The sequence below is a fragment of the Vibrio sp. YT-19(2023) genome (assembly GCF_033337395.1).
The window spans coordinates 98926-112230 of sequence record NZ_JAWOQN010000005.1 but is presented as its reverse complement, the minus strand read 5'-3'; the positions used below and the strand labels follow the sequence as shown (position 1 = coordinate 112230).

Annotated in this window: 15 protein-coding genes; 11 read left to right on the top strand and 4 right to left on the bottom strand. The window is 40.5% G+C overall.

The features are described 5' to 3' along the window. Nucleotides 1-239: 239 nt before the first annotated feature. From R7E78_RS05620 to R7E78_RS05575, 10 genes are all read left to right on the top strand, one after another. On the top strand, nucleotides 240-608 hold the full coding sequence (locus R7E78_RS05620) for a late competence development ComFB family protein (protein WP_005376241.1): 369 nt from the start codon (nucleotides 240-242) through the stop codon (nucleotides 606-608). 41 nt (nucleotides 609-649) lie between these two features. Continuing rightward, a complete protein-coding gene (locus R7E78_RS05615) occupies nucleotides 650-931 on the top strand; it encodes an HlyU family transcriptional regulator (RefSeq protein WP_005376244.1) in 282 nt (93 codons plus the stop codon). A gap of 434 nt (nucleotides 932-1365) precedes the next feature. Further along, nucleotides 1366-2922: a Re/Si-specific NAD(P)(+) transhydrogenase subunit alpha gene (locus R7E78_RS05610; protein ID WP_318057744.1), complete on the top strand. Its 1557-nt coding sequence runs from the start codon at nucleotides 1366-1368 to the stop codon at nucleotides 2920-2922. 8 nt (nucleotides 2923-2930) lie between these two features. Beyond that, nucleotides 2931-4307, top strand: a complete 1377-nt coding sequence (gene pntB / locus R7E78_RS05605; protein ID WP_005376248.1) for a Re/Si-specific NAD(P)(+) transhydrogenase subunit beta — start codon at nucleotides 2931-2933, stop codon at nucleotides 4305-4307. A 155-nt stretch (nucleotides 4308-4462) separates the two neighbouring features. Then, nucleotides 4463-5917 (top strand): sensor histidine kinase VxrA, encoded by a 1455-nt coding sequence (vxrA, locus tag R7E78_RS05600; RefSeq protein ID WP_262606059.1) that lies wholly within the window; start codon nucleotides 4463-4465, stop codon nucleotides 5915-5917. Further along, complete coding sequence (gene vxrB / locus R7E78_RS05595; RefSeq protein ID WP_005376251.1) at nucleotides 5892-6554, top strand: response regulator transcription factor VxrB; 663 nt, start codon at nucleotides 5892-5894, stop codon at nucleotides 6552-6554. Before vxrA ends, vxrB begins: the two co-directional genes overlap by 26 nt. Before the next feature lie 6 nt (nucleotides 6555-6560). After that, nucleotides 6561-7442, top strand: coding sequence for a DUF2861 family protein (locus R7E78_RS05590; protein ID WP_017820158.1), 882 nt, complete (start codon nucleotides 6561-6563; stop codon nucleotides 7440-7442). A 60-nt stretch (nucleotides 7443-7502) separates the two neighbouring features. Beyond that, nucleotides 7503-8624, top strand: coding sequence for a conjugal transfer protein TraF (locus R7E78_RS05585; protein WP_053349901.1), 1122 nt, complete (start codon nucleotides 7503-7505; stop codon nucleotides 8622-8624). 41 nt (nucleotides 8625-8665) lie between these two features. Then, entirely contained in the window at nucleotides 8666-8827 is a 162-nt protein-coding gene (locus R7E78_RS05580) for a YoaH family protein (RefSeq protein WP_005376257.1), read from the top strand. Nucleotides 8828-9636: 809 nt separating this feature from the next. Beyond that, complete coding sequence (locus tag R7E78_RS05575) at nucleotides 9637-10026, top strand: universal stress protein (protein WP_318057758.1); 390 nt, start codon at nucleotides 9637-9639, stop codon at nucleotides 10024-10026. 90 nt (nucleotides 10027-10116) lie between these two features. Here the strand turns inward: R7E78_RS05575 and R7E78_RS05570 are convergent, their stop codons facing one another. Then, nucleotides 10117-10329, bottom strand: coding sequence for a hypothetical protein (locus R7E78_RS05570; RefSeq protein ID WP_005376260.1), 213 nt, complete (start codon nucleotides 10327-10329; stop codon nucleotides 10117-10119). A 296-nt stretch (nucleotides 10330-10625) separates the two neighbouring features. Beyond that, nucleotides 10626-11465 carry a LysR family transcriptional regulator gene (locus R7E78_RS05565; RefSeq protein ID WP_262606022.1) on the bottom strand — a complete coding sequence of 280 codons (840 nt, stop codon included), beginning with the start codon at nucleotides 11463-11465 and terminating at the stop codon, nucleotides 10626-10628. 682 nt (nucleotides 11466-12147) lie between these two features. Between R7E78_RS05565 and R7E78_RS05560 the strand changes: the two genes are divergently transcribed. Further along, on the top strand, nucleotides 12148-12336 hold the full coding sequence (locus R7E78_RS05560) for a hypothetical protein (protein ID WP_318057743.1): 189 nt from the start codon (nucleotides 12148-12150) through the stop codon (nucleotides 12334-12336). 254 nt (nucleotides 12337-12590) lie between these two features. On the opposite strand, the gene yciH is transcribed toward R7E78_RS05560, so the two are convergent. Next, on the bottom strand, nucleotides 12591-12902 hold the full coding sequence (gene yciH, locus R7E78_RS05555) for a stress response translation initiation inhibitor YciH (protein WP_318057742.1): 312 nt from the start codon (nucleotides 12900-12902) through the stop codon (nucleotides 12591-12593). Nucleotide 12903: 1 nt separating this feature from the next. Next, entirely contained in the window at nucleotides 12904-13290 is a 387-nt protein-coding gene (locus R7E78_RS05550) for a DUF3319 domain-containing protein (protein WP_005376294.1), read from the bottom strand. Nucleotides 13291-13305: the final 15 nt, after the last annotated feature.

Genomic DNA, 13305 nt, shown 5'->3' with positions numbered 1-13305 from the left:
CTGAAAATAGTTGACTATATAATTGGTTAGGTAAATCGTTTTATCAATATGGATATTTATCCGTTATTGAATTTCGAACTTTGAGAACTAGCAAGAATACGTCTATTTGTTCCTTTTCCCAAGTATTTTGGAAGACATTACGGCAAAAAGAGAGAGATTGATTAAATTAAGAGCAATCAATAAGTTGTTATAAACAAGTCGTTGCTATACTCATTTCATAGGAAAAAGGAGATTTACAGATGCAGATAAGCTCAGATGTGCACAACTACATGGAAACATTAGTAGGCCAGGTTCTCAGTTTGCCCGAATTTTTAGAACAGTATGACAACGAACAGTTAGCCGATATTGCTTGCCTTGCGCTTATCCAGCTCAAGCCTGTCTATATCCGTCATGATATTGATTTTTTGTCTTCACTTCCTGAACAAAAATTAAGCCAGTTTAAGCAAAGCGCGGATATAGCGGTGAAAAACGCCGCAGAAATGGTGAAAGAAGACAGGCGTAAGAACCGAGAGTATGATGTGCCTGTAATTTTTTCCCATACTAGTTATGATGATGACAAAGAGTTGGATTGGTATGAAAAACCGATCCTTAACGTTAATATTAAGTAAGAGTCGCTCAGTTGACTAGTGAGCTGACCCAAGGAGGAATCGTGGGATTTTTTTCGCGTTTGTTTGGTGGTAGTGAGAAAACGGTTGAAGCCAAAAATATCGAACCAGTTGAATATAAAGGTTTCCTTATTTACCCAGAGAGCCTTTCAGAGGGCGGACAATATCGCATCGCTGGTCGAATAGAAAAGCATGACAATGATGAAGTGAAAACACATCGGTTTATTCGCTCCGATTTGCTTGGCTCAGAGCAAGATGCCAATGACCTTATGTTGAAGAAATCTCAAATGTTTATTGATCAAATGGGCGATAAAATCTTCGACTAGCAATTTACTGCAATTTGATTCCAGTCATCTTAAAAAGAGCCATTAGTGTATATGCTAGTGGCTCTTTCTTTTTAACGCTTAAATCTCTGTTAAGTCAGTATTTAATCGTTACCTGGTTAGACCTCAGTCTAGTACGGTGTTGCGTTGTTATTTTTCGTGCACAGAGCGACAATCATTCATTACTTAGCGTTATATGTAATGAAATTTAGTATTTAAATTACAAAACACTTGAAGTAATGAGACGCGTTCGATACAAACAGAATAATAACAGGGCTGTTAGTCAAGGTGTTATTGTGCAAATGGGTGTCCCCAAACATCATCTTTCGTTTGCAATTGTCTTGCGTGGTAAACAGATAGAAATAAAAAAGAATTAGAGTAGAGCGACGCTCTGTTTTGGGACTAATTTATTGATATGTATACAAGGAGTATGCGTTTTGCAAATCGGTGTACCTAAAGAGATACTCGCGGGTGAATCGCGAGTGGCTGCATCGCCGAAGTCGGTTGAGCAGTTAATAAAATTGGGATTCGATGTCGCGATTGAATCCCAAGCGGGGGTGCTAGCGAGTTTCGATGATGCCGCTTATGAAGCAGCTGGTGCGAAAATCGTTTCTAGTGAAGAAGTTTGGGCATCTGGCCTTATTTTAAAAGTTAATGCGCCAATTGTGGATGATGAGCAAGGCATTGACGAAATTGCGTTACTGCAAGATGGAGCAACACTGGTTAGCTTTATTTGGCCGGCTCAAAATGCTGAGTTGATGGAACAACTTTCAAGTAAGAACATTAACGTTCTTGCCATGGATTCCGTTCCTCGTATCTCACGTGCACAAGCCTTAGACGCGCTATCTTCGATGGCTAATATCGCTGGTTATCGTGCAGTGGTTGAGGCAGCTCATGAGTTTGGTCGTTTCTTTACAGGTCAAATTACGGCTGCCGGTAAAGTACCTCCAGCGAAAGTATTGGTTGCGGGTGCTGGCGTCGCTGGCTTGGCGGTTATCGGTGCTGCAGGTAGCTTAGGTGCCATTGTCCGTGCGTTTGACGTCCGCCCAGAAGTAAAAGAGCAAGTTGAATCGATGGGCGCTGAGTTCCTGACCGTTGACTTTCAAGAAGAGTCAGGCTCTGGGGATGGCTACGCAAAAGAAATGTCTGATGACTTCAACAAAAAAGCGGCAGAGTTATACGCAGAGCAAGCTAAAGATGTTGATATCATTATTACGACCGCGCTCATCCCTGGTAAACCTGCGCCGAAGTTGATCACCAAAGAAATGGTCGACAGCATGAAAGCGGGCAGTGTAATTGTTGACTTGGCAGCCGCTAATGGCGGTAACTGTGAATATACAGTGAAAGACCAAGTTATCATGACGGATAACGGGGTAAAAATTGTTGGTTACACTGACATGGTTGGTCGTTTGCCTACACAATCTTCTCAGCTTTACGCGACAAACCTTGTTAACCTTCTAAAACTGCTGTGTAAAGAGAAAGATGGCAACATCAATATTGATTTTGAAGATGTTGTTATCCGAGGCGTTACCGTGGTGAAAGCAGGTGAAGTTACTTGGCCAGCGCCACCAATTCAGGTTTCAGCTCAGCCGCAAGTGAAACAAGAACAGCCTGTAAAGCCAGAGCCTAAAATAGAAGAACCTACGTCTCCAACGAAGAAAATTATTGGTGTGGCAGCGGCTGTTGGAGCCTTTGCATGGGTTGCATCGGTTGCTCCGGCAGCGTTTCTTTCTCACTTTACTGTATTTGTTCTAGCGTGTGTTGTCGGATACTACGTAGTATGGAATGTTACCCATGCACTTCATACTCCACTAATGTCAGTAACGAATGCTATCTCTGGCATTATTGTCGTTGGTGCATTACTGCAAATTGGACAAGGTAATGGCGTCGTTTCATTCCTATCTTTTATTGCCGTATTGATCGCGAGTATCAATATCTTCGGTGGTTTCACCGTTACCAAGCGTATGCTTGAAATGTTCCGCAAAGATAAATAGGAGTCACAATGTCTGCAGGATTAGTACAAGCAGCTTACATTGTTGCTGCATTATTTTTCATCATGAGTTTGGCGGGGCTTTCAAAGCAAGAGTCTGCTCGTAATGGTAACTACTACGGTATCGCTGGTATGACGATCGCGCTAATAGCGACGATCTTTAGCCCAGATGCGCAAGGTTTTGGTTGGATCATTATCGCGATGGCGATAGGTGGTGCGATCGGTATTTTCTATGCGAAGAAAGTAGAAATGACCGAGATGCCAGAACTGGTTGCGATTCTACACAGCTTTGTAGGTTTAGCTGCGGTTTTAGTTGGCTACAACAGTTACCTAGATGCGCCAGAAGCAGCAACACATGCTGAGCATGTTATCCACCTTGTAGAAGTATTCTTGGGTGTGTTCATCGGTGCCGTAACTTTCACCGGTTCAATTGTCGCATTTGGTAAGCTGCGTGGTGTGATTTCTTCGTCGCCACTTAACCTGCCTCATAAGCACAAAATGAACCTCGCAGCGGTTGTTATTTCTACGCTTCTTATGATCTACTTCGTAAAAGCAGATGGCAGCATGTTCGCTCTTATTGTGATGACTTTGATCGCGTTCGCATTCGGCTACCATTTAGTCGCTTCAATCGGTGGTGCTGATATGCCAGTTGTTGTCTCTATGTTGAACTCATACTCAGGTTGGGCAGCAGCGGCAGCAGGTTTCATGCTAGCAAATGATCTATTGATTGTAACAGGTGCTTTGGTAGGTTCATCAGGTGCGATTCTTTCTTACATCATGTGTAAAGCAATGAACCGTTCGTTTATCAGTGTTATTGCCGGTGGTTTTGGTCAAGAGATAGTGATTTCAGGTGACGAAGAGCAGGGCGAATATCGTGAAACAACGGCTGAAGAAGTTGCAGAGATGTTGAAGAACTCAAAATCAGTAATCATCACTCCAGGATATGGCATGGCAGTAGCTCAGGCACAATACCCTGTTCATGAAATTACTGATGTACTTCGTTCACAAGGTATTGAAGTTCGCTTTGGGATTCACCCAGTAGCGGGTCGTCTACCGGGGCATATGAATGTGTTACTCGCTGAAGCAAAAGTACCGTATGATATCGTTCTTGAAATGGATGAAATCAATGATGACTTTGCAGAAACCGATACCGTATTGGTTATCGGTGCTAACGATACGGTCAACCCAGCCGCACTGGAAGATCCGAACAGCCCAATCGCTGGTATGCCCGTATTGGAGGTATGGAACGCGAAAAACGTAGTGGTATTCAAGCGCTCAATGAATACTGGTTACGCAGGAGTACAGAACCCACTGTTCTTCAAAGAAAATACATCAATGCTATTTGGTGATGCGAAAGAAAGTGTTGAGTCTATTTTTAAAGCACTTTAACCATTCTTGATTTAAAACTATACAGGGTCAGCAATCGCCGGCCCTTTTTTGTTCCGTTTCAATGTTATAGTAATGCAAATCCTTCTGTTAGCAGATGTCAATTGCTTGTAGATTGATGTATAGTTTTGGCTAATGTAACAAGTGACGGTAACAGTTTGATTAAAAAGTTTTTGCTCGGTTTTGCAACTGTATTGCCGCTTTTTTCGGCACCTGCATTTTCCGATTCACTACCAGAAAGAATAGATACGTTTACAGAGCTATTTAACTATGAAGTAGCTCTTAAGTCGTACGATATTCGTATTCTGCAATCAAATTATCCTACCAAGTTACTTGCGCCAGATTCGCTTCTGCCGCAAACGTCTGACTATCCGTTAAAAGATATCCAACAGCTTTACAGCTTGGCGAATACTTGTCGTGGCAAATTACCATTAAGTCCTTTAATTACTGAGCCTTTAGTATTTACAAGGGCGATTTGTAAAGGGACGCAGCTGACACCTCGTTGGTTCTCGCGTAGTGGTCTCATTCACCCTGGTGGTGGGACGTATGCGGCACGTTATGTGGATAAGTATCCAGAACTCAAACCCAAACTATCTCAGTACATGCATATAAAAGAGCGTGATAACGAGGAAGGGGATGAGTTGCTAGAAAGCTTGAAAAACATGGATGACGACGCCATTAATGCTTTGATTGCAGGCGCGAGCATGTTTATTGAAGGTAACGAACTTTGGTTAAGACGTGGTGACCGTTACTTTGTTTTCGAGAAAGATATCTGGCAAGAGAACGTAGCGAATGCGGGTCTGTCATACGCTCTAGCCTCTCAAAGCAAAAGTTGCTTTGTTAAACGAGGCAATATTTGTTGGGATGTAGAAGATCACTCGCAAGTTTTGCGGATCAGTATGATCATACTGGTAATCGCCAATATTCTTTTGGTGATTGGTTGGGCGGTGTACCGTTGGAATAGCAAGCGAGAAGAACTACGTAGTAGAATGCTCGTGTTGCAAATTTTAACGCATGAGCTCAGAACACCGATTGCATCCCTGTCACTAACGGTTGAGGGCTTTCGTCGAGAGTTCGAGCATTTGCCTGAAAGTGTGTATGACGAATTCCGCAGATTGTGTGAAGATACGCGCCGCCTGCGTCAATTGGCAGAAGCGAGTAAAGATTATTTGCAATCTGATAACCAAATGCTTGCAACAGACTGGGTACCATCCGTTGCAGATTGGTTAGAATTTAAGATCGAAGAAGAATTTGATAGTGCCGTGCTTTTTAACATCAATGAAGATGTGGCTGCTAAAGTTAATGTGTACTGGTTAGGAACTTGTATCGATAACTTGCTTCGTAATGCGCTTAAGTACGGTGTCGCACCGGTTGAATTGGATGTCTCAACTAGTGAAGAAAAAATAGTATTCCAAGTCCGAGATGCAGGAGGCCTAACGGCTAAAGATTGGGCAAATTTGAAGAAACCGTTCGTAAGTAAGAGCGGGTTAGGACTTGGATTAACAATCGTTGAATCTATGGTAGGCCGCATGGGCGGAAAAATGTCCTTAATGGGACCACCTACAACTTTTATATTGGAGATACCTTGTGAAACAGACTCTGCTTCTCGTTGAGGACGATAAAAACTTGGCTGACGGCCTGTTAGTAAGCCTGGAACAAGCAGGATATGAGTGTTTACATGTGGAGCGTATTGCAGACGTAGAGCCACAATGGAAAAAAGCTGACTTGGTAATTCTCGATCGCCAACTCCCTGATGGTGACTCTGTACAATGTCTCCCAGAATGGAAACAGATTAAAGACGTACCAGTTATCTTGTTAACGGCACTTGTTACCGTAAAAGATAAAGTTGCAGGCCTTGATTCCGGCGCGAACGACTACTTAACAAAGCCTTTTGCTGAGGCGGAGCTTTTTGCGAGAATCCGTGCACAGCTACGAGCACCGGATTCAGCAGAACAAAGCAACGCTGATAAAGTGATTACAAAAGACTTAGAGATTGACCGCTCGACTCGTGAAGTGACTTATAAAGACGAGCTAATTACGCTTACTCGAACAGAGTTTGATTTGCTGCTTTTTTTGGCGTCAAACTTAGGTCGCGTGTTTACTCGTGATGAGCTACTTGACCACGTTTGGGGTTACAATCACTTCCCGACAACACGTACGGTTGATACACATGTACTACAGCTTCGTCAAAAACTGCCAGGACTGGAAATTGAAACACTTCGTGGTGTTGGCTACAAGATGAAAGCATAAGTCGTAATGAAAATACTACTCCCTGTAGTTCTCTCATTAGCGTTAGTGAAACCAGTCCATGCAATGGACTGGTTTCAAACTAACACGCCTTTAACACAGGCACATCAACACTTACTTGAAGATGATCTTGCGGGTATGTTCAACTCTCTTGTTGAACTCTGGCAAACGGAACCAAGTAAAGATTTGACTCCTCACCTTAATGATCTTCTTGGTCAGTCACTATCTAAAAACTGTGGCAAGGCTCTCACTGGTGTAACGCTGCCTGATTGGATAAGTGGTGTGAACGTTATTCGTCAGACTATTCAAAGCCCTGGGCGAGATACATTTAGATTGGTAATCAAGCTAAGAGCTACAACTGACATCGAAAATATTTCATTTAATCGATGGGTGGATGATTCTATATCCGCGGACAGTTCATTCAGCTATGAACAACAGCCGAGCGGGACAGAACTTGCCAACGAGCGTAGCTACTCGAAACGCTATAACTTAACAGGTAAACTTGAAGCTGGTTTATATCACTTAACCGTTGTTTCTACTGATAAACAAGAGTATCGAACTTGGGTAATACTTGGAGATTCAAACTCTTCTCAATATGTTCGTTGGACATCTAAAGAGAATTGGAAAGTAGAAAAGAGCGCACTTCGTAATCCCCATTGTCCATTACCGCAACTTGAAGTCGGTTTGTATGACTACATTGATGGCCAGTACGAGCAAATGTGGAAAAAGACTTACGAGTCTAACTATCCAAATTCATTGGAGCTAGCGGGTGTCCCAAACGATAGATACGTATTGGCGGTAAGTATCAATAGTCGCCGTTGGCAGGGCGATATAATTGTTGAGCAGGCTCAAACTATTAGCCGAACCTATGATCTTTCCCAGGAAGAATAGTTAAAGAAATACTACTTGTGCCGATAAAGGTTCAGGACGAACTAAAATCATAAGTGTAGTATGAAAAACAAATATAAAATTCTTGCCACTTCTGTTGCTACTATTCTTTTCGCTAATGCTGCTTCTGCTGCTACTTATGCGATAGAGGCTCGTAGTGATGCAATGGGGGGCGTTGGTACCGTATCAGCAACTTATCTAACTGCGCCTTTTTTCAACCCCGCTCTTACTGCGATTTATCGCCGAAATGACGATGCAGGAATGATCGTGCCAAGTTTTGGTGGCAGCTACGATGATCAATATGATCTAGTTGATGAAATCGAACGCATCAGCAAATTGACAGACGTCGATGAAATCAAAAAATCGATGGATGCTATCGATGGGAAAAAGACAGACTTTGATCTTGGTGGTGTCGTTGCCATTGGTATCCCCAACAAATTCTTATCTGCAACTGCATACGGTAAGCTATACACTGAATCATTCGTACAACCAAATGTTGATACCTCAGGTACTAATCCATTAGATGATAGCTATGTACAAGGTGTTTCTATTGGCGTGGCTGAAGCTGGTATTTCACTTGCTAAATACACTAATTTCATGAACCAACACCTTTCTTTTGGTGTTACTCCTAAACTTCAGCGTATATACACATACTCATACGCCACGAGTTTTCAGAATTTTGATACTAAAGACTTACGTGAAAATGAGACCGCGGAAACGATGTTTAACTTAGACGCAGGCGCACTTTGGTTCTTTGGCCCATATCGTCTCGGTATTTCAGCGAAAAATTTGATCGGAAGAGACGTTAAAACAAAATCATTCCAATATGGCAGCGATACGATAAAATCATACGAATATAGCATGCGTCCTGTATACACCGTTGGGGCAGGGATTGTTGCCGATTACTTTACGATGAGTGTTGACTACGATCTTAACGAAGAAAAACGTTTTTCATCCTTTGATGATAATACGCAAATGATTCGAGCTGGTATTGAATTTGATATTTTGCGTCAAATGGCATTACGAGCAGGGTATATGAAGAACTTAGCTCGAAGTAAGGACGAAGGAACCATTACTGCTGGTATCGGGTTGTCTCCACTTAAGTTGTTCGAATTGGATATCGCAGCTCAGTACACAAACGAGAACGCTATGGGTGCATCCATTAATTTCCTTGCTACCTATTAATTGAATCGTTATAGTCAGCTCCTCAAAATGAGGAGCTTTTTATGTTTGACGATTTACCCCCTCTATCTCACCAAGAGCAACAACAAGCTGTAGAGAGAATTCAAGAATTGATGGCGAAGGGCACAAGTACTGCAGAAGCTATCAAAATTGTTGCCGAACGGATTCGTTCTGAGTACGCAGAAAAACAACAGCAACAAAACTAATCAATTCATGGACAGGGCATACGCCCTGTTTTTTTTGCCTTTCTATTTTCAATTCCTTTACATTCCCAAACACCACCCTAGTTACGCTGTAACTACAATTTACTAAACCTATATGATTTTAATCTTGTTCAATTGCCTTTAAGACTAAATAGCGAGTTAGTAAAATTTTACCCAATCGTGTTAACCTTAGTTTTCGTAGCACAGGTAATTAGGCGTTTTTTAAAGAACTCATAAATTAAACTCAATAATATCAATTATTTACCTCGGACATTTAATCTACCGACCATATTGGTTGCGATTAATCTTGTAATTTAATTACAAAGTGCGAGAGGGCTTCGTTCCCAGGTAGAGGATTATGCTGAAAAAAGAAAAAAAGATACACCGTAACTTATAACGGTAATTAAACTAGACTTATTAAATAAGCGATATAAGAACAGTAAGCACTCGCAGACATATGTAATAGATGAATCGAAGTTCATCTTATTGAGCTGCTTTTTTAGCCGAAATACGTCTCCTGGATTTGAGCGGAGCGTTACATATTGAACACGCTTAACCTAAAGTAGTTTTACTAAACTAGGCGACGTTGAAGTGGGTAATATGAAACCTCAAGAGTAGTAGAAATCAAGAGCAGTAACGCCTATTACAACGTAACGTTTCCTGACGTCCTTCCTGTTAAATAGTCCGATAATTAGAGAAGAAATTGGGAAAACATCGTTGATCTTTGGATGAGTAGCAGTAGTTTTGATGTTGTGTTCGCTCTATGTGGACTAGACTTAATATGAGAACAAAAACTAACCAAGGGAGGAATGATGGGTTACAAGCACGTTTTGGTTGCTGTCGACTTATCTCAATCTAGCCAAGCCGTTATCGAAAAAGCAATAATGCAAGCAGATAACTCAAGCAGCAAACTCTCATTTGTTCACGTAGATGTTGATCGCATAGTCATGGAAGCGAAGGAAGAGCAAGAATTGGAAAGAAGGCTGCAAGAGCTCGCTGATAAATGCTTATACCCAGTAAACGAGACCATGGTAGTAATCGGCGATCTTCATATAAAACTATCGGGAATCGTCAAAAAAGAGGGGATAGATTTAGTTGTCTGTGGTCATCATCACAACTTATTGAGTCGCTTTTTTTCATCGATACCAAAGGTTGTGAACGAAGTTGAAGCTGATTTATTAATCGTCTATTTAGACGAGTGATCGACAACTCTTGTTCGCACTCATCATTTTTTGTCACTAACAAGCCGAACGTTTATGTTCGGCTTGGTGTATCGGTGATAATAAAAGTTTTTAGCCAGGAATGATTGATGCCTCATGAGATAAAACAGATGCAGACTCCGCGTTTGACTGCAGATCAAAATGTACGTTAACTTGCACGCCTTCTCGCTCAAAAGTGACATCATCAAAATCGGTCATAGCGATTTTGAATCCATTTCTAGCAAAAAAGCCAGTCACCATAGTTCGCTGCTTAATTTCTAATGCAGACGCGAGTAGCTTATCCATGGCATTCTCCTTGGTTATTGTGGGGATATGGGTAGAAGATACACATAGATTGGTATGAAATCAATTTTATATAAAGTTGCTTTTGATGAAAATTTTAATGTAAGTCAATCTATCGTTTACCCCACGTGATTTATTCCACGCAAAACCTTGATAACAAGACGGCAGAGCATCTCACATTGTGATAGCAAGCATAAAGATGGGGGTGTTAATAAATACCGCCGAAACAATATGTTACAAAGATTAGCGTTAGGCCTAGTTGAGTAGACAACGCAAAATTCTAAATCTGAACAACCGCCCTAAAATGACTCACTCTTCAATACTTGTGATAACTCAGACCTAATAAAAGTAGATATCTCAGCTAGCTTTCTTGGCAAAGGGTTTTGATAAGGGTAGGCAATATACATGGAACGTTCTATATCAAAAGTTTGCGATATTCGGATGTTTTTGTCTATATAATTACTTTTAACAAGATAGTTTGGAATGACACCAACCCCAACTCCCTCAGAAACAAAGTTTATTAAAATAGAGGTGTTATCAACTTCGATAACATCAGTATATTGATTTTTAATTGATTCCTTATTCGAATGATGTTTGTAGATTAATAGTGTTTTGTTGTTAGTATTACTTATCCTAGATATCAAAACATCACTATAATCACCAATTTTATGTGCAATAAGAGTGTCATCAATAACATTATTAAGCCTAATCGCTAAATCTACATTGCTTTCTAATAAATTTTCTACATTGTTACTTGACGATATTTCAAAATCAACTTTTGGATATCGTTCTTTTAAGTCTTTAAGAACAGAACCAAAAATAGAAGAGGCTATAGAGTTGGGCATTGTGATTTTAAACTTTCCATCAATGCATTCACTCAACGAGCTAGCTCTGTAATTTAACTCGTGCAAACTCTCTAACGTCTTGATAGCAAGCTCTCTAATGCTTTCGCCATGATCAGTTAAAACGAGTTTCCTTGTTGTTCTGTGGACGAGTGTTACGCCAAGTTGTTTTTCTAATGCTGCTAGCTGCCTGCTGACTTGAGCTTTAGACTTTCCAAGTTCTTTTGATGCCTCTGTAAGAGAGAGGTGTTTACAAATGGCTGCAAAGCAGATCAGCTCATTGTTCATCAATTCCATGATTGTTACCTTTTTGCAACTCTGAGTCACGTTGTCTTTTAACTGGTGGGAAAGTATAACTTGCATCATCGGAGGGGGACAATGATATTTAAAAGCCGCCATGAAATAATGGCAGACTACTATCTTAATAAAACCATATTGGATATTAAGTTAAACCGATATCCTGAAGGAATTAACTCAATCGGATTAAATATAGAAATAAAGATTTAAAAATAAAAAAATTGTCTCGCGAAATTACTAAGTTGGATTCGGGTGATTTAATTGTTGATTGTGCATCATTGATAATGACTCATTCCATATCGGAAAAAGTAATAATAAAAGTTGAAATTGATTCTTTAAATTATAAAGTTAAACGTGTGAGGATATTTAAATATGAAGACTGCAATACAAAATTCGAAAAGATCTGTTTATCAGAAAGATACATTGTATAGAATTATAAATAATATTAGTACTTTGTATACCAAATCACTAGTAAAATTATTTGGTGAAGAGTTGAGAATCCATCATTGCAAACATAAGATTAATGTAAGAACCACTAACGAGTTGAGTGAACATATGAAGAAAGATCTAGGTATAGATTGAAAAGTAGCGAGTTTACACCTGTTAGATTCCTTGTTCCTATAAAGATAATCTAGTACTTACACGTTTGGGTTAAGCAAACGCGTATCCATGTTGACTCATATTGAATGAGCAAGATGCAGAGCCAACGTGTACAGTGTTGAACGTAACCCAAGATGACTGGTTATTATCAAGTTGTCGCTGTGGTGAAATCGAAGTTCACGGTCCATACAAGACAGCTGATGAGGCTTGCAAAGCAGCAACAGCCAAATACGGTGTAACTAAACTGACTTCACCAATGCTAATCTTCTAACTCTTAAGTTCGTATTATGTATATTATGTTAAATTGTATATCGCCGTACGCTAAATGTTGTCTGAGTATGCTCCTATTCCCCTGCAGATTTTAAATTTAAGGGCCTTACTGTGAGCATTAAACATAATGGTTATTTACCATAAAATAGCTAATATCGATCTATCAATCTACGATTGCTTGCTCTTCAATTAGCAACTTATAAAAAATGGCGTCTATTTCTTTAGACGCCATTTTTGTTTACTGGAAATATTAAATTAGCCACCGGCTAATTTGACTGTCATGCCTTTCTTTTCAAGATGTGCCTTGATCTTGTCTCTAGCATCACCTTGAATCTCGATATTGCCATCTTTTACAGAGCCACCACAGCCACAGACTTTTTTGAGTTCTGCCGCTAATAACTTTAAAGGTGCATCATCCAAGTCTAAAACTGTAACAATGCATACGCCTTTACCTTTACGGCCTTTCGTTTGGCGCTGAATCCGAACAACACCATCGCCTTTAGGGCGAGATACTTTTTCTTCTTCCGGTTTAATTCGACCGGTTTCTGTTGAATATACCAGAGTCATTCTATTGTTTCTTTTGTTGTTGAGCTTGCATCGCTTTTTGCTTTGCAACCAAATAAGCTTCGATATGGCGTTGAATAGCGGCTTTACTGCCCTTAATCAGTTTACCATTAAACATACAGTACCAAGAGTTAGGTTGGCCTGTATCGTTTTGAATAGTATAGCCGTTAAAGACCTCTGATTTTGCAACACCAGTTTGCTGCACTCTTTGTCCGAGTGAAGCAAACTCTTTGGGATCAATAATCGATGCGGTGTCACACCACCAATCAATGCTTTTCTTTACCGCCGTCAAACTGCCCTGTAAAACGTGGTTCTTGATTTTAACCTTCCAAACACTGCCATCTGATCCGACTGACTGCAGGTTAAAACCTCTATAATTTGAAATCGCCATACCACTGAGTCATCT

Excerpts from the sequence above, each read along its gene's own strand:
- R7E78_RS05620 (WP_005376241.1), top strand. The coding sequence starts at position 240 with ATGCAGATAAGCTCAGATGTGCACAACTACATGGAAACATTAGTAGGC.
- pntB (WP_005376248.1), top strand. The coding sequence starts at position 2,931 with ATGTCTGCAGGATTAGTACAAGCAGCTTACATTGTTGCTGCATTATTT.
- R7E78_RS05590 (WP_017820158.1), top strand. The coding sequence starts at position 6,561 with ATGAAAATACTACTCCCTGTAGTTCTCTCATTAGCGTTAGTGAAACCA.
- R7E78_RS05585 (WP_053349901.1), top strand. The coding sequence starts at position 7,503 with ATGAAAAACAAATATAAAATTCTTGCCACTTCTGTTGCTACTATTCTT.
- R7E78_RS05580 (WP_005376257.1), top strand. The coding sequence starts at position 8,666 with ATGTTTGACGATTTACCCCCTCTATCTCACCAAGAGCAACAACAAGCT.
- R7E78_RS05575 (WP_318057758.1), top strand. The coding sequence starts at position 9,637 with ATGGGTTACAAGCACGTTTTGGTTGCTGTCGACTTATCTCAATCTAGC.
- R7E78_RS05570 (WP_005376260.1), bottom strand. The coding sequence starts at position 10,329 with ATGGATAAGCTACTCGCGTCTGCATTAGAAATTAAGCAGCGAACTATG.
- R7E78_RS05565 (WP_262606022.1), bottom strand. The coding sequence starts at position 11,465 with ATGGAATTGATGAACAATGAGCTGATCTGCTTTGCAGCCATTTGTAAA.
- yciH (WP_318057742.1), bottom strand. The coding sequence starts at position 12,902 with ATGACTCTGGTATATTCAACAGAAACCGGTCGAATTAAACCGGAAGAA.
- R7E78_RS05550 (WP_005376294.1), bottom strand. The coding sequence starts at position 13,290 with ATGGCGATTTCAAATTATAGAGGTTTTAACCTGCAGTCAGTCGGATCA.